General features: G+C 64.4%; 23 protein-coding genes. 9 read left to right on the top strand and 14 right to left on the bottom strand.

Annotated features, from left to right (window positions below; translation table 11 throughout):
* Window positions 1-51 precede the first annotated feature (51 nt).
* The gene (gene leuC / locus F4U95_RS09950; RefSeq protein WP_150425552.1) at window positions 52-1,503 is read right to left on the bottom strand and encodes a 3-isopropylmalate dehydratase large subunit; all 1,452 of its coding nucleotides are present in this window, start codon (window positions 1,501-1,503) and stop codon (window positions 52-54) included.
* An 89-nt stretch (window positions 1,504-1,592) separates the two neighbouring features.
* Window positions 1,593-2,279, bottom strand: coding sequence for a glutathione S-transferase family protein (locus F4U95_RS09955; protein ID WP_150425553.1), 687 nt, complete (start codon window positions 2,277-2,279; stop codon window positions 1,593-1,595).
* Between the two features lie 274 nt (window positions 2,280-2,553).
* On the opposite strand from F4U95_RS09955, the gene F4U95_RS09960 reads away from it, so the two are divergent.
* Window positions 2,554-4,362, top strand: coding sequence for a DUF885 domain-containing protein (locus F4U95_RS09960; protein WP_150425554.1), 1,809 nt, complete (start codon window positions 2,554-2,556; stop codon window positions 4,360-4,362).
* 366 nt (window positions 4,363-4,728) lie between these two features.
* Here the strand turns inward: F4U95_RS09960 and F4U95_RS09965 are convergent, their stop codons facing one another.
* Entirely contained in the window at window positions 4,729-6,324 is a 1,596-nt protein-coding gene (locus F4U95_RS09965) for an isocitrate lyase (protein ID WP_150425555.1), read from the bottom strand.
* A gap of 142 nt (window positions 6,325-6,466) precedes the next feature.
* On the opposite strand from F4U95_RS09965, the gene F4U95_RS09970 reads away from it, so the two are divergent.
* Together F4U95_RS09970 and F4U95_RS09975 are read left to right on the top strand one after the other, a co-directional pair.
* On the top strand, window positions 6,467-7,870 hold the full coding sequence (locus F4U95_RS09970; protein WP_150425556.1) for a helix-turn-helix domain-containing protein: 1,404 nt from the start codon (window positions 6,467-6,469) through the stop codon (window positions 7,868-7,870).
* 33 nt (window positions 7,871-7,903) lie between these two features.
* Window positions 7,904-8,935, top strand: coding sequence for a glycosyltransferase (locus tag F4U95_RS09975; protein ID WP_150425557.1), 1,032 nt, complete (start codon window positions 7,904-7,906; stop codon window positions 8,933-8,935).
* Here F4U95_RS09975 and F4U95_RS09980 read toward each other — a convergent pair whose 3' ends face one another.
* The 7 genes from F4U95_RS09980 to F4U95_RS10010 form a co-directional block, all read right to left on the bottom strand.
* On the bottom strand, window positions 8,936-9,130 hold the full coding sequence (locus F4U95_RS09980) for a hypothetical protein (protein ID WP_120250794.1): 195 nt from the start codon (window positions 9,128-9,130) through the stop codon (window positions 8,936-8,938).
* A 31-nt stretch (window positions 9,131-9,161) separates the two neighbouring features.
* Window positions 9,162-10,100, bottom strand: a complete 939-nt coding sequence (locus tag F4U95_RS09985) for a right-handed parallel beta-helix repeat-containing protein (protein ID WP_150425558.1) — start codon at window positions 10,098-10,100, stop codon at window positions 9,162-9,164.
* A 95-nt stretch (window positions 10,101-10,195) separates the two neighbouring features.
* A complete protein-coding gene (locus F4U95_RS09990; protein WP_150425559.1) occupies window positions 10,196-10,630 on the bottom strand; it encodes a DUF488 domain-containing protein in 435 nt (144 codons plus the stop codon).
* 126 nt (window positions 10,631-10,756) lie between these two features.
* Window positions 10,757-13,357, bottom strand: coding sequence for a methionine synthase (gene metH, locus F4U95_RS09995; protein WP_150425560.1), 2,601 nt, complete (start codon window positions 13,355-13,357; stop codon window positions 10,757-10,759).
* A gap of 114 nt (window positions 13,358-13,471) precedes the next feature.
* Window positions 13,472-14,518, bottom strand: coding sequence for a homocysteine S-methyltransferase family protein (locus F4U95_RS10000; protein WP_150425561.1), 1,047 nt, complete (start codon window positions 14,516-14,518; stop codon window positions 13,472-13,474).
* A gap of 94 nt (window positions 14,519-14,612) precedes the next feature.
* Window positions 14,613-15,533 carry a methylenetetrahydrofolate reductase gene (gene metF, locus F4U95_RS10005; protein WP_150425562.1) on the bottom strand — a complete coding sequence of 307 codons (921 nt, stop codon included), beginning with the start codon at window positions 15,531-15,533 and terminating at the stop codon, window positions 14,613-14,615.
* Window positions 15,530-16,501: an ArsR/SmtB family transcription factor gene (locus tag F4U95_RS10010; RefSeq protein WP_150425563.1), complete on the bottom strand. Its 972-nt coding sequence runs from the start codon at window positions 16,499-16,501 to the stop codon at window positions 15,530-15,532. Before F4U95_RS10010 ends, metF begins: the two co-directional genes overlap by 4 nt.
* A gap of 229 nt (window positions 16,502-16,730) precedes the next feature.
* Between F4U95_RS10010 and F4U95_RS10015 the strand changes: the two genes are divergently transcribed.
* Window positions 16,731-16,946 carry a circumsporozoite protein gene (locus F4U95_RS10015; protein WP_120250797.1) on the top strand — a complete coding sequence of 72 codons (216 nt, stop codon included), beginning with the start codon at window positions 16,731-16,733 and terminating at the stop codon, window positions 16,944-16,946.
* Between the two features lie 78 nt (window positions 16,947-17,024).
* On the top strand, window positions 17,025-17,267 hold the full coding sequence (locus F4U95_RS10020; RefSeq protein ID WP_150425564.1) for a hypothetical protein: 243 nt from the start codon (window positions 17,025-17,027) through the stop codon (window positions 17,265-17,267).
* A gap of 69 nt (window positions 17,268-17,336) precedes the next feature.
* Here F4U95_RS10020 and F4U95_RS10025 read toward each other — a convergent pair whose 3' ends face one another.
* Window positions 17,337-17,774 carry a glycine zipper 2TM domain-containing protein gene (locus F4U95_RS10025; protein ID WP_120250798.1) on the bottom strand — a complete coding sequence of 146 codons (438 nt, stop codon included), beginning with the start codon at window positions 17,772-17,774 and terminating at the stop codon, window positions 17,337-17,339.
* A gap of 189 nt (window positions 17,775-17,963) precedes the next feature.
* On the opposite strand from F4U95_RS10025, the gene F4U95_RS10030 reads away from it, so the two are divergent.
* Window positions 17,964-18,947, top strand: a complete 984-nt coding sequence (locus tag F4U95_RS10030) for an esterase-like activity of phytase family protein (protein ID WP_150425565.1) — start codon at window positions 17,964-17,966, stop codon at window positions 18,945-18,947.
* A 218-nt stretch (window positions 18,948-19,165) separates the two neighbouring features.
* Here the strand turns inward: F4U95_RS10030 and rpmB are convergent, their stop codons facing one another.
* Window positions 19,166-19,459 (bottom strand): 50S ribosomal protein L28, encoded by a 294-nt coding sequence (rpmB, locus tag F4U95_RS10035; RefSeq protein ID WP_120250800.1) that lies wholly within the window; start codon window positions 19,457-19,459, stop codon window positions 19,166-19,168.
* A gap of 146 nt (window positions 19,460-19,605) precedes the next feature.
* On the opposite strand from rpmB, the gene F4U95_RS10040 reads away from it, so the two are divergent.
* Both F4U95_RS10040 and F4U95_RS10045 read left to right on the top strand, forming a co-directional pair.
* Window positions 19,606-19,827: a hypothetical protein gene (locus F4U95_RS10040; RefSeq protein ID WP_120250801.1), complete on the top strand. Its 222-nt coding sequence runs from the start codon at window positions 19,606-19,608 to the stop codon at window positions 19,825-19,827.
* Window positions 19,828-20,004: 177 nt separating this feature from the next.
* Window positions 20,005-20,463: a nucleoside deaminase gene (locus tag F4U95_RS10045; protein ID WP_150425566.1), complete on the top strand. Its 459-nt coding sequence runs from the start codon at window positions 20,005-20,007 to the stop codon at window positions 20,461-20,463.
* Here the strand turns inward: F4U95_RS10045 and F4U95_RS10050 are convergent.
* On the bottom strand, window positions 20,425-22,323 hold the full coding sequence (locus F4U95_RS10050) for a hypothetical protein (protein ID WP_150425567.1): 1,899 nt from the start codon (window positions 22,321-22,323) through the stop codon (window positions 20,425-20,427). The two genes, F4U95_RS10045 and F4U95_RS10050, sit on opposite strands and share 39 nt — an antisense overlap.
* Window positions 22,324-22,368: 45 nt before the next feature.
* On the opposite strand from F4U95_RS10050, the gene F4U95_RS10055 reads away from it, so the two are divergent.
* Window positions 22,369-22,785, top strand: a complete 417-nt coding sequence (locus F4U95_RS10055) for a GtrA family protein (RefSeq protein WP_150425568.1) — start codon at window positions 22,369-22,371, stop codon at window positions 22,783-22,785.
* 57 nt (window positions 22,786-22,842) lie between these two features.
* Here F4U95_RS10055 and F4U95_RS10060 read toward each other — a convergent pair whose 3' ends face one another.
* Window positions 22,843-23,736: an AraC family transcriptional regulator gene (locus F4U95_RS10060; protein WP_150425569.1), complete on the bottom strand. Its 894-nt coding sequence runs from the start codon at window positions 23,734-23,736 to the stop codon at window positions 22,843-22,845.
* Between the last annotated feature and the right edge of the window lie 76 nt (window positions 23,737-23,812).

Raw genomic sequence — 23,812 nt, forward strand, 5'->3', positions numbered from 1 at the left:
CCATCGCCGCGCTCGCCAGCGCGCCCAGCGTCAGCAGCCAGAAAATCTTCTTCATGCGACCACACCCTCTTTTTTGTTCAACAGTTCGCGCACGTCCGTCAGCCGGCCGGTGATGGCCGCCGCCGCCGCCATTTCGGGCGACACCAGATGGGTGCGCGATCCCGGTCCCTGACGGCCCATGAAATTGCGATTGCTGGTCGATGCGCAGCGTTCGCCCGCGGGCACCTTGTCCGGGTTCATGCCCAGACATGCCGAGCAGCCCGGCTCGCGCCATTCGAAACCGGCGTCCAGGAAGATGCGGTCCAGCCCTTCGGATTCGGCCTGTTGCTTGACCAGACCGGAGCCGGGCACGACCATCGCATGCTTGATGCCGGCGGCGACATGGCGCCCCTTCAGCAATGATGCGGCGGCGCGCAGATCCTCGATCCGGCTGTTGGTGCAGCTGCCGATGAAGACATGCTCGATCGCGACATCGGCCATTTTCTGCCCGGCGACGAGGCCCATATAATCAAGCGACTTTTGCGCGGCGGCCTGCTTGGACGGATCGGCGAAGCTCTGCGGATCGGGGACCACGCCGGTCACGGCCACGACGTCTTCCGGGCTGGTGCCCCAGGTGACGTTGGGCACGATGTCGGCCGCGTCGATCTCCACGGTCTTGTCGAAGACGGCGCCTTCGTCGGTGACGAGCGTTTTCCAATAAGCGACGGCCGCGTCGAAATCCGCGCCCTTGGGCGCCATCGGGCGGCCCTCGATATAGGCGAAGGTCTTTTCGTCCGGGGCGAACAGGCCGGACCGCGCGCCCGCCTCGATCGACATGTTGGCGACGGTCAGCCGCCCTTCGATCGACATGTCGCGGAACACGGAGCCGCGATATTCCATGACATAGCCGGTGCCGCCCGCCGTGCCGATGGTGCCGCAAATCGCCAGCGCCACATCCTTAGGCGTGACGCCCGGCGCCAATATGCCTTCGACCACGACTTCCATCGTCTTCGACTGTTTCAGCAGCAACGTCTGGGTCGCCAGCACATGCTCGACCTCCGACGTGCCGATGCCGAAGGCCAACGCGCCCAGCGCGCCGTGCGAGGACGTATGGCTGTCGCCGCACACCAACGTCGTGCCGGGCAGCGTAAAGCCCTGTTCCGGGCCGACGACATGGACGATGCCCTGCTCCAGATCGGCGTCACCGATCAGGCGGACGCCGAATTCGGGCGCATTGCGTTCCAGCGCGGCCAGCTGCTGCGCGCTTTCCGGATCGGCGATCGGGATGCGATGGCCATCCGCGTCGCGCCGCGGCGTGGTGGGCAGATTATGGTCCGGCACCGCCAGCGTCAGATCGGGCCGGCGCACCTTACGGCCGGCAAGGCGTAGCCCCTCGAACGCCTGCGGGCTCGTCACTTCATGGACGAGATGGCGGTCAATATAGATGAGGCAGGTGCCATCGGGACGCCGTTCGACGACGTGCGCGTCCCAGATCTTTTCGTAGAGGGTGCGAGACTTTACCATAATGTCCACCCCCTAGACCCGTCCGCCGGATCGGGAAAGGGGGTGAACGACCGATTTGCCCTGTTTTTCCTATCGGGCGGGCAAGAATGTTACACTGCCCGATAGTCCTCTATGATCTTGCCGGCCGCGCCGATCTCCGCCTCATGGCTGTCCTCGCGCCATGTTTCGGCCAGCGCCTCCCTTTCCCACTGCTGCATGGCGGGATGGGCGAGCATATGGTCGACCCAGGCCTGCGCGATCGGGCCGACATCCAGCCCATAGGTGCGCACGCGGAAGGCGACGGGCGCATAGAAGGCGTCGATCGCGGTGAAGGTCTTGCCCGCCAGGAAAGGGCCGCCGAACCGGTCCAGCCCCTGCTCCCACAATTCGCGCAGCCGGGCGATGTCCTTGTTCAGCGCGGGCGAGGGCAGATGCGGCTCCACCCGGACACCGACATTCATGGTGCAATCGTTGCGCAATGTGGTGAAACCGCTGTGCATTTCCGCCGTCGCACATTGGGCGAAAGCGCGCGCGGCCTCGTCCGCCGGCCAGACGCCGGGATGGCGATCGGCCAGATAGAGGATGATGCCTAACGAATCCCAGACAGTGCGATCCCCGTCCACCAGCGCGGGCACCTGCCCCGTGGGCGAAAAGCTGCGGAAGGCGGCATAGTTGGTCGCGGCAGCGAAGGGTTTTAGCCGGTCCTCGAACGCGATGCCCAGCGCCGTCATCAGCACCCATGGGCGCAGCGACCAGCTGCTGTAATTCCGGTTGGCGGTGATCAGCGTGTAGGACATCGGCTTTCCCCTTTCTGTAAGGCATGCGCGCCATATCGCAGGAGCAAACGGCGGGACAGCCGCAACGATCCATGATGCTCACAAGCTGGGCTTATCAGAACGCAAAGCCCGTTCGGTTCGAGCCTATCGAGAACAGCGCGCAAAGTTCTCGACAGGCTCGAACCGAACGGGGGTTAGTTGCAGGTCTAGCCAAGCTGTTGAACGCTCGTCAAAAGAGCGCATCGCGGGCGGTGCCCCCTTGCCGCCCATCAATCCCATAATGGAGTCCCTTGTCGTGAACCGACGCCAATTTCTCGCCACCAGCGGCGCCACCGCCATCGCCGCCGCCACGCCCAACGCCTTTGCGCAAGGTGCCAGCGCGGACGCGCGGTTCCGCGCGATGCTGGACGATTTCTTCTACGGACGGCTGGCCGAATCGCCGGAGCAGGCCACCCGCCTCGGCCTCGACACCGGCGCGCGGGCGGCGTTGCGCGGCAAGCTGTCCGATACCAGCGCGGCCGGCGCGGCCAAGGATCTGGCCCGGACCAAGGCACAGGTGAAGCAACTGGCCAGCGTCGACCGCGCCAAACTCAGCCCCGCCAGCCAGCTCGACTATGACGTCGTCGCCTATCAGATGGATCGCGCCGTGGGCGGCGAACGTTTCGGCTATGGCGAAACGGCGGGCCGTTATGCGCCCTATATCCTGAGCCAATTGACCGGCAGCTATCGCGAAGTGCCCGACTTCCTCGATTCGCAGCACCGGGTGAAGGATGCGACCGACGCCGACGCCTATCTCTCCCGCCTCGAAGCCTTCCCCGCCGCGCTGGACGGCGAGCTGGCCCGGCAGAAGGCGGACGCGGCCAAGGGCGTATTCGCGCCCGACTATATTCTCGACACCACGATGAAGATGCAGGCGTCCCTGCGCGACCAGCCCGCCGCGCAGACCGTGCTGGTCGCATCCTTCGCGAAAAAGCTTGCCGCCGCCAACCTGCCGCCCGAACGCGCCGCCCAGGCGGAAAAGATCGTTGCGGAGAAGATCTTCCCCGCCATCGACCGCCAGCGCGCACTGGTGGCGCAACTGCGCGCCAAGGCCAGCCATGACGCAGGCTGCTGGCGCCTGCCCGATGGCGAAGCCTTCTACGCCGCCGCCGCCGAGGCCGCGACCACGACCAAGCTGACCGGCGATGAAATCCATCAGCTGGGCCTCGATCAGGTGGCGGACATCTCTGCCCGTATCGACGCGATCCTGAAGGGCGAAGGGATGAGCCAGGGCAGCGTCGGCGATCGTCTGGTCGCGCTCAACAAGCGCCCCGATCAGCTGTATCCCAACACCGATCCGGGCCGCGAAGCGCTGCTGGCGCAACTCAACAGCCAGATCATCGCCATGCAGAAGCGTCTGGGCGAATCCTTTAACACCGTGCCCAAGGCGCCGGTGGAGGTCCGCCGCGTTCCGGTGACCATTCAGGCGGGCGCGCCGGGCGGCTATTATCAGAACGCCTCGCTCGACGGGTCGCGCCCCGCCATCTATTTCATCAACCTGCGCGACACGTTCGACCGGCCAAAATTCGGCCTTGCGACGCTCACCCATCATGAAGCGGTGCCGGGGCACCATCTTCAGGTGACGGTGGCGCTGGAATCGGATTCCATCCCGATGATCCGCCGCCGTGGCTTCTACAGCGGCTATTCGGAAGGCTGGGCGCTCTATTCGGAACAGCTGGCCGACGAAATGGGCATGTATGAAGGCGATCCGCTGGGACAGGTCGGCTATCTCCAGTCGCTCCTGTTCCGCGCCACCCGTCTGGTCGTGGACAGCGGCATGCATGCCAAGCGGTGGAGCCGGGAAAAGGCGACCGATTATCTGATCGCCACCACCGGCATCGCGCGCGGCCGCAGCCAGGGCGAGATCGACCGCTACACCGTCTGGCCGGGTCAGGCGTGCAGCTACAAGATCGGCCACACCGTGTGGACGCAGCTGCGCGACGAGGTGAAGGCCAAGCAGGGCGCGCAGTTCGACCTGAAGCAGTTCCACGACGTGCTGACGCTGGGCGCGATGCCGCTCGACATATTGAAGCAGGCAGTGCGGCAGCGGGCGGGAATTGCCTGAACGACGCACTGAGTTATCCCCTTAAACTCCGTTCTGGCTGAGCTTGTCGAAGCCCCGTCTTTTTCTTCAAGGACGGCCCTTCGACAGGCTCAGGGCGAACGGAGTTTAGGGTAGTTGGCACACACAAAAAACGACCCGGCGGTGTGTCGCCGGGTCGTCCAGTTTCTTCCACCCAAACACGCGAAGGGAGTGTCGAAGTCCCCGCGCTTTGGCTTTTCTTGCGGCCTGCACGCCGCAAAAACGGCCGTCATCCCCGCGAAGGCGGGGATCCATCTCACACCCTTGCGGCTGGGGATAAGGCAGGAGATGGGTTCCCGCGTTGGCCTACGACCGCCCTTCGGGTCGCGGGAATGACGTGCTTAGAGATTACGCCGCGAACTGGTTCATCGTATTGTGTGCGCCGCCGGCCTTCAGCGCAGCTTCCCCGGCGAAATAATCCTTGTGATCGTCGCCGATGTCGCTGCCCGACATATTCTGATGCTTCACGCAGGCAATACCCTGGCGGATTTCCTTGCGCTGCACGCCCTCGACATAGCCCAGCATGCCAGCCGCGCCGAAATAGTCCTTGGCCAGGTTATCGGTGCTGAGCGCCGCCGTATGATAGGTCGGCAGGGTGATGAGGTGATGGAAGATGCCTGCCCGCGCCGCCGCATCCTTCTGGAAGGTGCGGATCTTCTCGTCCGCCTCGACGCCCAGTTCCGTGCCATCATAATCGGCGCTCATCAGCTTCGCCCGGTCATAGGCGCTGACATCCTTCCCCGCCTCGACCCAAGCGTCATACACCTGCTGGCGGAAGTTCAGCGTCCAGTTGAAGCTGGGCGAATTATTATAGACCAGCTTGGCGTTGGGGATGACCTCGCGGATGCGGTCGACCATCGACGCGATCTGCTCGATATGCGGCTTTTCCGTTTCGATCCACAGCAGGTCCGCGCCATTCTGGAGCGACGTGATGCAATCGAGGACGCAGCGATCCGCCCCGGTCCCTTCGCGGAACTGGAACAGGTTGCTGGGCAGGCGCTTGGGGCGCAGCAGCTTGCCGTCGCGGTTCAGGATGACGTCGCCATTCTTCGCCGTCGCCGGGTCGATCTCCTCGCAATCGAGGAAGCTGTTATACTGGTCGCCGATGTCGCCGGGTTCCTTGCTGACCGCGATCTGCTTGGTGAGACCCGCGCCCAGCGAGTCCGTACGCGTGACGATGATGCCATCGTCCACGCCCAGTTCCAGGAAGGCGTAGCGGCAGGCGCGCACCTTTGCCAGGAAGTCCTCATGCGGCACGGTGACTTTGCCGTCCTGATGGCCACACTGCTTTTCGTCCGAAACCTGATTTTCGATCTGGAGTGCGCAGGCCCCCGCCTCGATCATCTTCTTGGCGAGCAGATAGGTGGCTTCCGCATTGCCGAAGCCCGCGTCGATATCCGCGATGATGGGGACGACATGCGTCTCATAATTGTCGATGGCGTGGGTCAGGCGCTGGGCCTCGACCTCGTTGCCGGTTTCGCGCGCCTTGTCGAGATCGCGGAACAGCATGCCCAGTTCGCGGGCATCGGCCTGCTTCAGGAAGGTGTAGAGTTCCTCGATCAGCGCAGCGACGCTGGTCTTTTCGTGCATCGACTGGTCGGGCAAAGGCCCAAAATCGCTGCGCAACGCGGCAACCATCCAGCCGGACAGATACAGGTACTTCTGCTTGGTCGTGCCGAAATGCTTCTTGATCGCGATCAGCTTCTGCTGGCCGATAAAACCGTGCCAGCAGCCCAGCGACTGGGTGTAGTTGGCCGGGTCGAGATCATAGGCGGCCATGTCGCGGCGCATGATGCCGGCAGTATATTTGGCGATATCCAGACCCGTGTTGAAACGGTTCTGCAACTTCATGCGGGCGACGGATTCGGCATTGATGCCGTCCCAGCTGCCGGGGTGGCTGCCGATGAGGCTCTGCGCCTTCGCGATATTGTCCTGATAGGTCATGGCCGTTGTCCTTGCGTCCGGTGATCTGTTGCCACCTTGCCTAATCGCCTCTGTTGCAGTGCGGCAGTCCTCCTGATGTTCAGTTGTCGATCTTTACAAAAATCTGCTGTAAAGTTGTAAAGCCTGCACAGGAGTCGCGCACATGGCCAAGGATCGTCCCGTCTATATGGGGCCGCGGCTGCGGCGGCTGCGGCGCGAATTGGGCCTGACGCAGGCGGACATGGCGGCCGATCTGGAAATCAGCGCCTCCTATGTCGCTTTGCTGGAACGCAACCAGCGACCGCTGACCGCAGACATGCTGTTGCGGCTGGCGCGGACCTACAAACTCGACATGGCGGAAGTGGCCGGGGACGGCGGCGCGGAGCAGACGGCGCGGTTGCAGGCGGTGCTGAAAGACCCGATGTTCGCCGACATAGACCTGCCCACGCTCGCCACTGGCGACGTGGCGGTCAATTATCCCGGCATCACCGAAGCGCTGCTGCGCCTCTATACCAGCTATCGCGAGGAGCATCTGGCGCTGGCGGATCGCGGCGCGGGCGTGGATGCGCCGCCGCAGGAGGATATGGCCGACCCCGTCGCCGAATCGCGCCGATTCCTCGCCGCCCGGCGCAACAGCTTCCCCCTGCTGGACGATGCGGCGGAAAAACTGGCGGCGGAAGCAGAAGGGGAAGGCGGCCTCATCGCCTGGCTCAAGGCGAAGCATAATCTGCGCGTTCGCCGCCTGCCATCGGACGTGATGGCCGGCTCCATGCGACGGCTCGACCGGCATCGCGACGCGGTGCTGCTGGACGATGCGCTGGACGGTGCCAGTTCGCAGTTCCAGCTGGCGCTGCAAATCGCCTATCTGGACCTGCGCAAAAGTTTCGACGCCATTCTGAAGGACGGCCAGTTCGCCAATGAAAGCGGCCGCCGCCTCGCCCGCCGCGCGCTCGCCAGCTATGCCGCCGCCGCGATCCTGATGCCCTATACCGCTTTTGCCAAGGCGGTGGAGGCGCGCCGTTATGATGTGGAGGCGCTGGCCCGGCAATTCGGGGCGAGTTTCGAACAGACCGCCCATCGCCTGACCACCCTGCAAAAGCCGGGGCAGGAGCGCGTCCCCTTCTTCTTCCTGCGGGTCGATCCGGCAGGGAATGTGTCGAAACGGCTGGACGGCGCGGGCTTTCCCTTTGCGCGCCATGGCGGCTCCTGCCCGCTCTGGTCGGTCCACCGCGTGTTCGAAACCCCGCGTGAGGTGGTGACGCAATGGCTGGAGCTGCCCGACGGCCAGCGTTTCTTCTCGATTGCCCGCACGGTGACGGCGGGCGGCGGCGGCTGGGGCGCGCCGAAGGTGGAGCGCGCTATCGCTTTATGCTGCGCGGCCGACCATGCGCATCGGCTGATCTACACGCAGGATGCGCCCGCGCCCGATCCGACCCCGATCGGCGTCACCTGTCGCCTGTGCCATCGCGCCCAGTGCATGGCCCGAGCCGCCCCGCCGATCGGCCGCGACATGCTGCCCGACGATTATCGCCGCACCCGCGCGCCCTTCGGCTTTGCGGATGGTTAACGGCTTTTTAGGCCGGCCAGGCGAAACAGGGGCATGACCGCCGACAGACCCCGCATCGCCGCGACGCTCATCATGCGTAACGAGTCGCGCTGCATCGCCCGCTGCCTGGACAACGTGCGGCCCCATGTCGATGCCATGGTCGTGCTGGATACCGGATCGACCGACGACAGCGTCGCCATCGCCCGGGCGTGCGGCGCGCAGGTCCATCATCTCGACTGGCCGGGCGATTTCTCCGCGGCGCGCAATCATGTGCTGGCGCTGGCCGATGCCGACTGGAACCTGATCGTCGACGCCGACGAATGGATCGCGGAGGGCGGCGAGGCTTTGCGCGACTGGTGCGACGGGCCGCCACGGCTGGGCGCCATTTGCATCCGCAGCAGCTTCGACCTGCCGCAACAGGCGGGCGCCGCCCTGCCCTCGACCCGCAGCTGGATCGCCCGACTATTGCCACGCGGCGCTCGCTATGCCGGGCGCATCCATGAACAGCCTGTATCCAGCCTGCCGGTCGAGCGCATCGCCCTCATCCTCGACCATGACGGCTATGAGGATGCGCAGGCGGCGGGCAAGCGGGATCGCAACACGCCGATGTTGCTGGCGGAATTGCAGGCCGATCCCGGCAATCCCTACCTCCTCTATCAATTGGGCAAGGAGGCGGAGACGGCGCGCAACTACGCCCGCGCAGCCGATTGGTATGAACAGGCCAGCGCCCGCACCCCCGATGGCGCAGCATGGACCCATGCGCTGCTGATCCGCCGGCTGCATTGTCTCGGCCAATCGGGCGCGTCGGAACATGCCATGGCCATCGCCGGCGAACAGATGGCTCATTGGCAGGACTCGCCCGACTTCTTCTTCGTCCTGGGCAATCTCGCCATGGATCGGGCGCTGGCGGAGCCTGCCCATGCGCTCACCGAATGGCTGCCGCTGGCGGCCACGGCATGGGAACGGTGTCTGGAGATTGGCGAGCGGCCCGATCTAGACGGATCGGTCGAAGGACGCGGCAGCCATCTGGCGCAGCATAATCTGGACGTCATCCGCCAGCAACTCGCGCTGCTGGGCAATGGCTGACTATTCCTCGATCAGGTCCAGATAGGCGACCACATCATTGTCGGTCGCCAGATACAGCCCATCCTGCACCTCGGCCGGCTGCTGCTCCGCGACATGCAAAGCCTGGCTCAGCGGCCCATACATGATCGTCATGGCCGCCCCATCGTCGCCCAGATGATAGAGGCGGACGGTCGCGCTGTCATAGGTGGTTCGCATGATGCACCCCTATCATGCCAGCGCGGCCAAGTCAGCGTCGGTCCTTGACCTTCATGGATGGCGCCAGTTGGTTCGCCCCGATCCGCACCGCATCTTCGGTGAAATTGGCGACGAAGGTGGAGCCGCGCTCCAGCCCCGGCACGAAGCCTGCCTTGTTCCCCTCGATCACCAGCCCCGCGCTCGAATGTTCGCGGCCCTCCGGAGCCACGGTGATGAAGGCGGACCAATTATCCTTGTCCTTGCCATGCACCATTTCATTGCCGGTGATGGAGCCGGTCGCGCCATTGGACAGGTCGATCATGTAATTGGTCAGATGCCCGCCGCTATCGTCGAAGCTGTTGCCGCTGATGGTGACGCGGGCGGTGCGGGTTTTCAGATAATGGCCGCCATCGCCCTGATCGAAGCGGCTGTTGGTGACGGACAGGCTGGCGAGGCGACCGATATAAATGCCATGCGCGCAGTCGAGATCCCGATCGCAGCGGCCCAGCTTGCGGAAGGTCGACTTGTCGATCACCACTTGCCCGCCATCATAATCGCCGGTCAATATGCCTTCCTCGCTGTTGCGGAACAGGCTGTTGCGGACGGTCAGATTGCCGCTTTCCAGGCGGATGCCCGCGCCATTGCCGTCGGGCACGCGGATATTCTGGAAGATGATGCCGTCTACGCTGCTGGCCTGGCCGCGCAGAACGAGCGCGCCCTTCCCTTCGCACACGGCCCCGTCGAAGATCGCGGTGCCGGGCGTCGCCGCACGGATGGTCACGTCGCCGCCCTGCTGCACGCCGCATTGGCGATAGGTGCCGGGCGCCACCACCACCGTGCCACGCCGGTCGCCGATCGCGGCCAGCGCATCGCCGATGGTGGCAAATCCCTGCCCCGTCTCGGCGACGGTGAAGGGAGCGGCGTTGCCCTGCGCCCAAGCGCTGGAAACGATCGCGGCGGAGACGAGGAGCGTGGTGGAGAGGATGCGCATGGGGGCCAGCATAAGGCCCGGCGGCGACAGCACCAAGGCGCCAAAACCCGCAATCTGCCGCTGCCCCGCTATGGGACAGGGTGAAGGCCATGTCTTTACGCGGGGAACAGGTCGATCCGCTCCGCATCCGGCAGCACCGCGTCGATCAGCAGCGAGCGGTGGCAGCCCGACGGATCACGCTCGAAGCAAAGCAAGGCGGTGGGCTGCTCCGCCGCCATGTCCTTCAACTGTTCGGCCTGCACGATCGCTTCGGGCAGGTCGAGTTGGCGCGCGTAGATTTCGGCCAGCCGCGCATGATGCCCCTTGCGCGCAGCCTCACGCCCCTCCGCCGGCGTGCCCAGCGCCTTGAGGCCGACATAGTCTATCCCCGCCTCGCGCAGGCCGGCGGCCAGGATATTCTTCGAGAAGCCGGGCCGGCGCGACAGCGGCACCGCGCGGACATCGGCGAGCAGCCGCACGCCGGCGGCTTGCAGCGCGGCGATCAGGTCCGGCTGCGTCGTGCCTTCATAACCGATGGTGAAGATTTTCATGGACGCAAGATAGGGAGGGGATGGCGCGTTTACAGGCACGACCATCCATAGGCCGTTCCCCGGCGAAGGCCGGGGTCCAGTTCAGCCCTTTCGACTGGCCCCCGGCCTTCGCCGGGGAACAAGTGCTTAGTCCAGATTCGGCCGCAAATAGCGTTCCGCCGTCTCCAGATCGATGCCGCGCCGCTGGGCATAATCTTCCAGCTGATCGCGGCCTACCCGCGCAACACCGAAATATTCGGCCTGTGCATGACCGAAATAGAAGCCGCTGACCGCCGCCGTCGGCAGCATCGCAAAGCTTTCCGTCAACGTCGCACCGGTCGCATGATGCGCGTCCAGCATCTCGAACAGGATCGGTTTCAGACTATGTTCCGGGCAGGCGGGATAGCCGGGCGCCGGGCGGATGCCGCGATACTGCTCCTTGATCAGCGCTTCGTTGGTCAGCTGCTCGCCCTCGGCATAGCCCCACAATGCGGTGCGGACATAATGGTGCAGCCGCTCGGCGAATGCTTCGGCCAGACGATCGGCCAGCGCCTTCAGCAGGATGTCCGAATAATCGTCGATCGCATTCTTGAACCGGGCCAGATGCGGTTCGATGCCGTGGATCGACACGGCGAAACCGCCCATCCAGTCGCCATCGGGACTGATGAAGTCGGCCAGGCACATATTGGCGCGCCCTTCCCGCTTCTGAATCTGCTGGCGCAGCATCGGCAGGACGTAATGTTTCTCATCCTCGACATGGACGATGATGTCGTCGCCCTTGCGCCGGCACGGCCACAGCCCAGCGACGCCGCGCGCGGTCAGCCATTTGTCGTTGACGATCTTGTCCAGCATCTTCTGCGCGTCGGCGAACAGGCTGGTGGCGCTTTCACCCACCACCGGATCGGTCAGGATCGCGGGATAATTGCCCGCCAGTTCCCATGCGCGGAAGAAGGGCGTCCAGTCGATATATTGGATCAGATCCTTCAGATCCCAGTCGGGGAAACGATGGACACCGGGCAGGCGCGGGCGCGGCGCCTTCAGGCTTTCGTCGATCTCGAACCCGTTGTCGCGCGCGTCCGCGATGCTGATCAGCGCGCTCTGCCCCTTGTTGGCGCGGGCGACGCGGACATGCTCATAATCGTCCTTGGTCTTCTGGACGAAATCATTCTTCTGCGTTTCGGAGACGAGCGCGGTCGCCACGCCCACCGCGCGGCTGGCGTCCAGCACATGCACGACCGGGCCAGTGAAGGCCGGGTCGATGCGCAGCGCGGTATGCACGCGTGACGTCGTCGCTCCGCCGATCAGCAGCGGCATGGTCATGTTCGCGCGCTGCATTTCGGCGGCGACCGTCACCATCTCGTCGAGCGACGGGGTGATGAGGCCAGATAGGCCGATCATGTCGGCGTCATTCTCGTTCGCGGCCTTGATGATGTCCTGCCACGGCACCATCACACCCATGTCGATCACGTCGAAGCCGTTGCATTGCAGGACCACGCCGACGATATTCTTGCCGATATCATGCACGTCCCCCTTCACGGTCGCCATGATGATCTTGCCCTTGCCCTTGGCGCCCGGTTCCTTCGCCGCCTCGATATAGGGCAGCAGATGGGCGACCGCCTTCTTCATGACGCGCGCGGATTTCACCACCTGGGGCAGGAACATCTTGCCCGCGCCGAACAGGTCGCCCACGACATTCATGCCGTCCATCAGCGGCCCTTCGATCACATGGATCGGCTTGTCGGCGGCGAGGCGGCATTCCTCCGTATCCTCCACCACATACATGTCGATGCCCTTGACCAGCGCATGTTCCAGCCGCTTGGCGACGGGCCAGCCGCGCCATTCCTGCGCCGCCTTTTCCGATGCGGCGTCCTTGCCTTTGAAACTTTCGGCGAGCGTGACCAGCCGGTCGCCCGCTTCGGGATCGGTGTTGAGGAGGACATCCTCGCACGCCTTGCGCAGCGCCGGATCGATCGCGTCATAGACGTCGAGCTGCCCGGCATTGACGATCGCCATGTCGAGGCCGGCGGGAATGGCGTGATACAGGAACACGCTGTGCATCGCCCGGCGGACGGGTTCGTTGCCACGGAAGGAGAAGGAGAAGTTCGACAGGCCGCCCGAAATATGGACGTGCGGGCAGCGCTTCTTGATCTCGCGACATGCCTCGATGAAGTCGACGCCGTAATTATTATGCTCCTCGATCCCCGTCGCCACCGCGAAGATATTGGGATCGAAGATGATGTCTTCGGGCGGAAAACCGATCGTCATCAGCAGCTTGTAGGCGCGCTCGCAAATCTCGACTTTTCTGGCCTGTGTATCGGCCTGCCCCGTCTCGTCGAACGCCATGACGACCACCGCCGCGCCATAGGCCATGCATTTGCGGGCATGGAACAGGAAGGCCTCTTCGCCCTCCTTCATGCTGATCGAGTTCACGACCGGCTTGCCGGACACGCATTTCAGGCCCGCTTCGATGACTTCCCACTTGGAGGAGTCGATCATCACCGGCACGCGGCTGATGTCCGGTTCCGACGTCATCAGCTTGAGGAAGGTGGTCATCGCCTCGACCGCGTCGAGCAGACCCTCGTCCATGTTGACGTCGACGATCTGCGCGCCATTCTCCACCTGCTCGCGCGCGATGTCGATGGCGGCGGCATAATCGCCCGCCATGATCAGCTTCTTGAACTTGGCCGATCCGGTGACGTTGGTGCGTTCACCGATATTGACGAAAGTGGCGGTGCTTTTCTGAGTCATTCCCTGAATTTCTTTCTTTCGTCATCCCCGCGAAGGCGGGGATCCATCTCCGGACATCGCACCAGCGGCAAGGCCGGGAGATGGATCCCCGCCTTCGCGGGGATGACAATTATCTTACGCCGCGATGTGCATCGGCTCCAGCCCGGCAAGCCGCGTCACGACCTCCAGTTCCGGCACCACGCGCGGTTTATGCCCGTCCAACGCCTTCGCCACCGCGCCGATATGCGCAGGCGTCGTGCCGCAACAACCGCCGACCATGTTGACCAGCCCCTCATCCACCCAGTCGCGGATCAGCTTCGCGGTGGTTTCGGGCAGCTCGTCATATTGCCCCAGTTCATTGGGCAGGCCGGCATTGGGATAGGCCAAGATCAGCGTGTCGGCATTCTTGGACAATTCGCTGAGGTACGGCCGCAACAGATCCGCGCCGAACGCGCAATTCACGCCGATGGTCAGCGGCTTCAAATGGCGCAGCGAATACCAGAAGGCGTTGATCGTGTGGCCTGACAGGTTCCGGCCCGACATGTCGGTGATGGTGAAGCTGAGCATCAGCGGCACGGACCGGCCCGCCGCTTCCTCCGCTTCGCGCGCGGCCATGCCCGCCGCCTTGGCATTGAGCGTATCGAAGCAGGTTTCGACCAGCAGAAAGTCCACGCCGCCGGCGATCAGCGCGTCGCACTGCTCGCGATAATCGGCCTTGAGCGTGTCATAATCGACCTCGCGAAAGGCCGGGTCGTTGACGTCGGGCGAAATGCTGAGCGTCTTGTTCGTCGGGCCGATCGAGCCGCACACGAACCGGGGCTTGCCGTCCTTCGCCGTGGCTTTCTCGCAGGCCGAACGGGCCAGCTTGGCCGCCGCGATATTGATGTCCCACACCAGATGTTCGCAGCCATAATCGGCCATCGCGATCTTGGTCGAACTGAACGTGTTCGTCTCGATCATGTCCGCGCCATTGTCGAGATAGGCGGTGTGGATGCCCTCCACGATGTCCGGCCGGGTCAGGCACAGAAGGTCGTTATTGCCCTTCTGATCCTTCGCCAGGTCCAGGTCGCCGCGATAATCGGCTTCGGTCAGGCCATGTTTCTGGATCGACGTGCCATAACCGCCGTCGAAGATCAGGATCTTGTCGGCAGCCAGTTGGCGCAATTGGTCTTCGGCGGTCATATGCTCCCTCTCCCCGTTCGGTTCGAGCTTGTCGAGAACCCTCGCGCAACCGGTTCTCGACAAGCGCGAACCGAACGGAGGGGGTTAATCCGTATCAGGCGTTCACCGCCACCTTCGCCCGAAGCCCGAGCAGATGGCAGATCGCAAAGCTGAGTTCCGCCCGGTTGAGCGTGTAGAAATGGAAATCGCGCACGCCGCCTTCATACAGCTTGCGGCACAGTTCGGCAGCGATCGTCGCCGACACCAACTGGCGTGATGCGGGATGTTCGTCCAGCCCTTCGAACAGGCGCGCCATCCACAGCGGCACGTCGGTATTGCACATGGCCGCCATGCGCTTGGTCGCGGCGAAATTGCTGACCGGCATGATGCCTGGAACGATGTCCGCCGTGATGCCCGCCGCGCCGACCTTGTCCATGAAACGGAAATAGGCGTCGGGCGAGAAGAAGAATTGCGTGATCGCGCGGGTCGCCCCGGCGTCCAGCTTGCGCTTGAGGTTATCGAGGTCGCTCTGCGCACTCGCGGCATCGGGATGCACTTCGGGATAGGCCGACACGCTGATCTCGAACGGATGGCGCTTCATCAACCCTTCGACCAGATCGGCCGCGCCGGTATAACCGTCAGGATGTGGCTCGAACCGGCCGCCCACTTCGGGCGGATCGCCACGCAGCGCCACGATATGACGCACGCCCGCATCCCAATAGGCGTCGGCAATTTCGCCGATCTCGTCCTTGCTCGCAGCCACGCAGGTCAGATGCGCGGCGGCGGCCAGCGACGTTTCCTTCGCGATGCGCGCGACCGTATTATGGGTGCGCTCCCGCGTGGAGCCGCCCGCGCCATAGGTGACGGACACGAATTTGGGCGCCAGCGGGGCCAAAGTCTCGATCGCCGACCACAGCTGCGCTTCCATCTTCTCCGTCTTGGGCGGGAAAAATTCGAAGCTGACGCGGGCATCGCCGGCCAGATCCGCATAAAGCGGGCCAATAGGCGCGTTGTGCGTGGGATCATTCAGGGTCATGCGGAAATCCGTCCTTCGATGGGCAGAACATTGGCGCTCTGGCGCCGTCCCAGCCACAATACTACCGTCAATTCCTGGCCGGGCAGCGTTTCCACCCGTTCCAGCGCCAGCCCCGCCTGCGCGAACCAGCCGCTCACCTGTTCGTCGGAAAAGCCCAGCCGCGCATGCTGGTCGCGCAGGCGCAGCTCTTCGCGTTCATGCGCCGCGAAATCAGCGATCAGCACCCGGCCGTTCGCCGCCGCGACCCGCGCCGCCTGCGCGATCACCAGTTCGGGCGCCTGCGCATAATGCAGCACCTGATGCATCACCACCGTATCGGCGCTCCCCTGCTCAAGCGGCAGGTCCAGAAAATCGCCCAGCAGCAGCGCATATTTGTCGCCGGCATCCTGCGGCAGCTTGGCGCGCGCCAGACGCAGCATGTCCGGGCTGCGATCCAGCGCGGTCACCTGATCCGCATCGCCGCCGAACAATTCGATCATGCGCCCCGTGCCGGTGCCGATGTCCAGCAGATGACCGATCGGCTCGCGCCCCAGCAGGGCGACCATCGCCGCCTCCACATCGGCCTCGGCGACATGGAGCGACCGGATCGCATCCCATTCCTCGGCATGTTCGGCAAAATAGCTTTCGGCGGCCCGCGCCCGGTCTGCGCGCACGGCGGCCAGCCGCGCCAGATCCGCCGCCTGCCACAAAGCTTCGCTCTCGGATGGCTCCAGCCGGTCGAACAGGGTCAGAAACGGCACGACCGACCGGTCCTTGCCCAGACGCAAAAAGACCCAATTGCCTTCCTTGCGCCGCTCCACCAGACCCGCTTCGGCCAATATGCGGACATGGCGTGACACGCGCGGCTGGCTCTGCCCCACGACCTGCGCAATCTCCCCCACGGCCAGTTCCATCGCCCGCAACAGGTGGATGATACGCAGCCGCGTCGGGTCGCCAAGTGCCCGGAATATATCAAGTGCCGCATGCATGATCATGTCATATAAAGAAATCTTTATATACGTCAATGCCAGTGAATTTTCTGTGCATTTTTCATCCATAAAGCGATGAAATGGCGGACATCCTATGGTTTCGCCCCATGAATGGGATTGCCTTGCCCGGTTCAAGGCAGTACGAATCGGCCCGCAGGCGCAATGGGGGGTGAGCTTTTCTCCGAGAGTGGTCTGCATTTTTATTTTTCTCAGAGAGGGGTTTTAACCCATGACCAAGTCGATTGCTCTTTCGCTCGTTCTCGCCGCTTCGCTCGGCCTGGCCGCTTGCTCGGGTGGCACTGAAAACGCCGCCAACAACGCCGCCAACTCGGCCGAAAACGCGTCGAACGCTGCCGACAACGCCATGAACGCCGCGCTGAACGCTGCCGACAACGCTGCGAACGCCGCTTCGAACGCGACCAACAACGCTTCGAACGCGATGTAATTCAGTCCCGTTCGGGTCTAGAATTTAGGAAAGGGTCGCACCGACAACGGGGCGGCCCTTTTTCTTTTGGAGCACATCATGGTCCGTCCTCTCCTCCCCCTTGCCGCCCTTTCGCTGCTGGCCGCCTGCGGATCGGGATCGCAGGATGGCGTCGGTGGCGTCAGCGCCGGCGAAGCCCAGGCGCTCAATGATGCCGCCGCGCAGCTGGACGCCCGCACCGGCGCGGCCCAGAGCGCCGACCCCGGCCTCAATCCCGCCGCCTTCACGGCCGCAGGCGCCGACCGCAAGCGGGTCGCGCCGCAGCCCGCCCCGCACCCCTGACTCCGGCCATGACGCGAAAAGGGCCGCCCCACATGGGACGGCCCTCCTTTTATCCGATCAACGTCGGGTTTAGCAGTTGCGGTCGATCGCCCGGCCGGCCAGCGCACCCACGCCTGCGCCGAGGATGGCGCCCGTGGTGCCGTCGCCACGACGGCCATAGCGGCCCGAACCCTTGCCGACTTCGTTACCGAGCAGACCACCGGCGATCGCACCGATGATGGTGCCGCCCGTACCATTGTCCCGGCAGCGATAGCCGCCACGATAGCCACCGCGATAATTGTTGCGATAATAGCCGTCGCCGCGATAGCCGCGGTCACCCCGCCAGCCACGATCACCGCGATACCCACGGTCGCCACGATAACCACGGTCATAGCCGCCGCGATAATAGTCGCCACGGTCATAGCCGCCGCGATAATATTGCGCGTTGGCCGGCGCGGCCGTCACCACCAGGGAAGCGGCACCCATCGCGAGAGCGGCTCCCAGATTAACAAGAAACTTCATCTTCATGGCGCTTCTCCTCATATGCCATCCTCTTGGGCGGCCGTTGAAAAGAACGGAATTGCCCTTCGATTGATATCCTTATGATCGAGTCGCCTTGAGCCGAGCCTGAATGGGGGTGTCAGCCCCCGTTCACCTGCCGACCGTCCATCACGGCCCTGCTGCGTCCTGTCGGATTATGCCCTATGGCGGGCGGCGATGCAGCGAATCCTGATCGTCCTCCTTCTTGCCATCCTGCTATTGCCGGCCCCGCATATGGGGAAACCGGAAGTAGTGCGAAGCGGCACGCTCCTGGTGACGGCGCGCGCCCTGCCCCTTAGCAGCATCGACCCCGACCTTACCCATGTCGGCGCGCTCACCTATCTGGGCGGCTGGCAGCTGGAGAGCGACAATCCAGGCTTTGGCGGCATTTCCGCGCTGCTGGTGTCGCCGGTGGGCGATATATTGGGCCTCAGCGATTCCGGCATATTGATGGGCTTTCGTATCGCGCCGGGCGAGGGCCGGGGCCATCCCTTCATCGCCCCGCTGCCGATCCGCGCGCAGGACCGCTATCGCCCATGGTGGGCATGGGATTCGGAAAGCCTGACCCACGATCCGGCGACCGGCCGCTATTGGGTGGGCTTCGAACTGCAACAGGCGATCTGCCGCTACAGCCCCGGCTTCGCCCGGGTAGAGGCCTGCCGCACCTGGCCGGAGATATTCGCCTGGCCCAAGACCGGGTCGATCGAATCCCTCGCCCGCCTGCCCGACGGCCGCTTCCTGGCGATCGGGGAGATGGGGATGACGGCGGACGGGCATCATGACAGCCTGCTCTTCGCCGGCGACCCGGCGGAAAAGGACACGCCCGACCCCATCCACCTGCGCTACACCGCGCCGCGCGGCTATCGCCCGACCGATGCGGTGGCGCTGGACGACCGGCACCTGCTGGTGCTGAACCGTCGCCTGACTATGGAGCAGCTGTTCACCGGCGTGATCGCCATCGTCGACCTGCCCGAAAAGCTGGAGCCGGGCACGGAGCTGAAAGCCCGAACCCTTGCCAGACTGGCCCCGCCGCTGCTGGCCGACAATTTCGAGGGGCTGGCGGTATCCCATGAACATGGCCGCCCGGTCATCTGGATCATATCCGACGACAATCACGAATTCTTCCAACGCACGTTGCTGCTGAAATTCGGGATGAATTGAACGACCAGATTGTTCCCCCTCCCGCTGGCGGGAGGGGGCTAGGGGGTGGGCTGGACGTCGCTACGGCCCACCCCGCTGCGACTAGCGCGCTACGCGCGCAAGTCTCGCTGCCCCTCCCGCAAGCGGGAGGGGTGGAATATCATGGGCCACCAAATTCAAACGCAAAAAAGCGGCCCGGTGAGGGGCCGCTCCTTATGCCGAAACGAATCGGTCGAGAATTAGGCTGCGACGGCAGCCTTCTTCTTGACGATGTCGCGCTTCAGGCGACGGGCCTTGAGCGAGAGCTTGTCGTCGTTGGTCTTGACCAGCCAGTTGTCCAGGCCGCCATTATGTTCGACCGAACGCAGACCATGGGTCGACACGCGCAGCTTGACGGTGGTTTCCAGCGTCTCGGAGATCAGCGACACGTTCTGCAGGTTCGGCAGGAACACGCGCTTGGTCTTGTTATTGGCGTGGGAAACATTGTGACCCACCTGGCGACCCTTACCGGTCAGCTCGCAAATGCGCGACATAGTCAATCAACCTTTGAAATTCGGGTTCGTTCGGAAAGCCGCGCCGATAACGAGATTCGTCGTCCCCGTCAAGCCGCAGCAAGGCAGGATCGCAACCCTCTGCGACCCCACGCGTTGAAAGGGCAACTAACCCAGAGGAGGGACAAATGCGAGTCATTGGTGGAATATTGGTCATCATTTTGCTGGTTCTGGCCGGCGGCATCGCCACCGGCTTCATCGATCTGCAAAAAACGCAGGAAGGGCGCCTGCCCGCAATCGCGGTAAAGGAAGGCGCGTTGCCCAAATATGAGGCGAACGTCGCCAAGGTGGAAGTCGGCACCCGCAAGGAAACGGTCGATGTTCCCACGGTGGACGTGAAGAAGCCCTGACAGCATCCGACGCTGACACTTCCCTGTAGTGGACGTTCCCCGGCGCAGGCCGGGGTCCAGTTCCACTCTCTGGCCTGGACCCCGGCCTGCGCCGGGGAACCGACAGCTAGAGGTTGGCGTCATTGCGCCGTCGTATAACTTCCTTCTGCGCGCATGATCCTGTAACGGGCGGGGCTGATGGCTCCGCCCTTTCCCCTGCCCGCGCCCATGCGCCGTGCCCTCGATCTCGCCCGCGCGGCCGAGGCGGCGGGCGAGGTGCCGATCGGCGCCGTCGTGACGAAAGATGACGCCATCATCGGCGAGGGCGAGAATCGCAACCGCCGCGACAATGATCCCACCGCCCATGCCGAAATCGTCGCGATGCGCGCAGCCGCCACGCATCTGGGCGACTATCGCCTGACCGGCTGCGACCTGTGGGTCACGCTGGAACCTTGCCCGATGTGCGCGGGCGCAATCTCGCACGCCCGCATCGCCCGGCTTTATTATGCGGTGGGCGATCCCAAGGGCGGCGCAATCGAGCAAGGGCCGCGCCTGTTCGCCCAGCCGCAATGCCTGCATCGGCCGGATGTCTATGGCGGCCTCGCCGAAGTCGAAGCCTCAGCGCTTCTCCGCGACTTTTTCGCCGCCCGGCGCTGAGTAATTGATGCGATAGAGCTGATAGGGCAGCGTCATGCCCGTCTTCAGCGTCACCGGCACCAGCCAGTTCGGGATCGTCCCGCGCATCAGCCCGGCATAGAAGCCGCGCGGGCTGCGCGACTGATAGATCGTCCCTTCCGGGAAATTCGGGCAGGCCAGCAGGTAAGTCGCATGATGCTTCGCTGCGATCGTGCGGAATCCGTCCGCCGGACCGTCATAGGCATGGTGCATGTCCAGGATCGTCGCCCCATTGCGATGATAGGGGCCGGCGATCGCGCTATGATGCGTCGTCGCGATCAGGCGCGGCCCCAGATCGACCATGGTGAAGATGGTCGCGGGCGGCAACTGATCCAGCACCTCCAGCGCCGGCAGCGTGCGGCATCGCCCATTCGCTTTCTTGATCGCATCGGTGCGCGCGATCGCCGACGGGCGCCAGGGCTTGGGCTTGCTCCCCGTCGCCTCCTGATACAGCTTCACCAGCTGCGGATAGAGCGGATAGGCGCAGGCGATCGCCGCCAGCAGCGCCACGCCCACCCCGGCGGCGATCCGCACCCGGCGCGTCCCCGTCAGGATCGCCGCGATCAGCCGATGCGCGGCCCAGGCGGCGGGCGGGATCGCCAGCAACTGCGCCGCCGGCCCGGCCCGCAACTGCCAGAACAGCAAGGCGGTGGAAAAGACCATCATCGCGCCCACCGTCGCCCAGGCCCAGAGCCGCTCGCTGTCCCGCCGCGCATCCCACAAGGCCCAGAGCAGACCGATCAGCCCCGCCGCCGGCACCGCCAGCAACGGCACCACCATGGACTGCGCCTGCGCCGTGATCGGCTTGGCCTCTCGAATATTGGCCAGCCACAGCCGCTGCAACTCCGGCGAAATCTGATAGGGGGTCAGGCATTGCGGCCAGTTCAGATAGAAAAACGCCGCCACCGCGCCGCCCACCAGCGCGCCCGCCGCCAGCCGCGCCGGCCAGTTGCGCAGCGGCGCGATCGACAGGATCACCATGCCCGCGCCCGCCGCGCCGAACACCGCCACCCAGATCGGCGATATCGCATCGCATACCATTGCGCGATTGGCATAACTGGCGAACAGCACATAGCAAAGCGACGTCGCCCCCGCGAGACTGAGGCCATAGGGCAGCATCCGCCGCTCGGCCCCCGGCCGAAATACCCAACGCAGCGCGATCAACCCGCCGCCCGCCGCCAGATAGACGATCATCTCCATGCCGATGGCGATCGACAAAGCGCTGCTGATCCCCGCCATCAGCCCGCCGCGCAGCCGGTTGCCGTCGATCACCCCCGCCAGCATCGTCACCGCCAGCGCCAGTTGCCAGCCATGATGGTCGATCCGCATCGGCGCATACATGCCCAGCCCCATCTGCGCGGCCAGCGGCGCCAGCACCGCCAGCAGCCAGCCATTCGGCCCCGCCAGCCTCCGTCCGATAAAGCCCAGACTCAGCATCAGCAGCAGCAAGGGCAGCAGCGGCGCGATGCCGCAGGCCAGCCGATCGGCCAGCCCCTGATCGACAAAAGCGCGGAAGAACAGGATCAGCCCCGCGATCGGGATGTCCACCAGCCGCGACCAGTGGATATTCGCCCCGCCCGGCGGGTCCAGCCGATACTGGCGCAGATCATACCAGCCCTGCCCAGCCAGCCAGTCCTTCACCTGCACATAACGGATATTGTCATCCGTATCGCTCAGCACCAGCCAGTGAACGGCGGGCCAGCGCGTCGCGACCATGACGATGGCGATGACGATCCAGATCAGGAAGGTCAGCCATTTCCAGTGCCGCTGGGTGTAAGCGGTCAGGATGGGCGCCCAATGGCGCGCGCGGGCGCACAGGATATCGCGGCTAGGCAAGGTCATGGCTGTCGATTAGACGCTCCGCATCAAAGCGCAACGGGGCCGGCCATGAAATATCTGTCACGACTTTATGCAGAACATGGCGCGCTCTTCTGGCAGATCGTCCGCTATGGCGTGACCGGCCTGTTCGTCACCGCCTGTCAGGCCGCGATCTACTGGAGCCTCGCCGCGCTCGCCGGCTTCCATCCGCAAGCCGCCAATTTCATCGGCTATCTCGCCGCCGTCGCGATCGGCTATGTCAGCCACAGCCTCTTCACTTTCCGCGGCCAAGGCGGCACGGGCAACCACGCCACGCGCGGCGCGAAATTCGTCATCGTCTCGCTGATCAGCTATGCGCTGAACGCCCTCTGGGTATTTTTGTGCGTCACCCATATGGGCTGGCCCGAATGGTCCCCCATCCCCGCCATGATCTTCGTGACGCCGGCGGTGATGTTCGGCCTGAACCGGCAGTGGGTGTTCAAGTGACATCGAGAGCAGGGGATTGTGACCCGAAATGGACATCTACGATATCGTCACCCCCCTCTAAATCGCCATCGCCACCTGCGGCATCGCCCGCAACCGCCCCATATCCCGCACCGGCGGCGCGCCGAAGAGGCGGCGATATTCGCGGCTGAATTGCGACGGGCTGTCATAACCGACCCGGAATCCCGCCTCCGCCGCGTCCAGCCGGTCGGCCAGCATCAGCGTGCGCGCCGCCTGCAACCGCAATTGCTTCTGATATTGCAGCGGCGTCATCGCGGTCGCGCGGCGGAAATGGTCGTGGAAGCTCGACACGCTCATCCCCGCCAGATCCGCCAGTCCCGGTCCGTTATACGGCTCGCGGAAATGCGCCTTGAGCCAGCCAATCGCCCGCGCAATCTGCCCCGTCCGGCTTTCCCCCGCCGTGATCGCGCGCACGATGCCCCCGCTCGGCCCGGTCATCAGCCGCACCAGCAATTCCCGCTCGATCAGCGGCGCCAACAGCGGCGCGCCGGCCGGATCGCCCAGCAAAGCCGTCAGCCGGCTCGCCGCATCCAGCAATTCCGGCGTGATCGGATGCAGCGACAGCGCGCTCCCCTCCGCCACCGGCGCAGCCGGCGGCAATGAAATGGCGATGTCGGACAAAAGCACCGGGTCCAGATAGAGGCAGAAGCAGAGATAGGGCGCATCGTCGCTCGCCTGCGTCACCATACCGGTGATCGGCAGGTCGAGCGAGGCGACCAGATAGCTGGCCGGCCCATAAGCCACCACGCTGTCGCCCAGCATCACCCGTTTGGCCCCTTGCGCGATGATGCAGAGCGCGGGCCGCTGGAGCATATGCACCGGCTCGTCCGCATGGCTCCAGCGCACCAGCGTCAGGCGCGGGATGGCCGTATCGACGATACCATCGCCATCGGCATATCGGGCAATCTGCTGACCAAGCGCATCATGCGACATAAGGCTTCCTCCTTAACCCAATCTCTATCGACCATGCCTTCACCTGAACAGCCCGCTCACCCCATATCTGGAAAAT

Source organism: Sphingobium limneticum (assembly GCF_008710165.1).
GTDB classification, from domain to species: Bacteria; Pseudomonadota; Alphaproteobacteria; order Sphingomonadales; family Sphingomonadaceae; genus Sphingobium; species Sphingobium limneticum.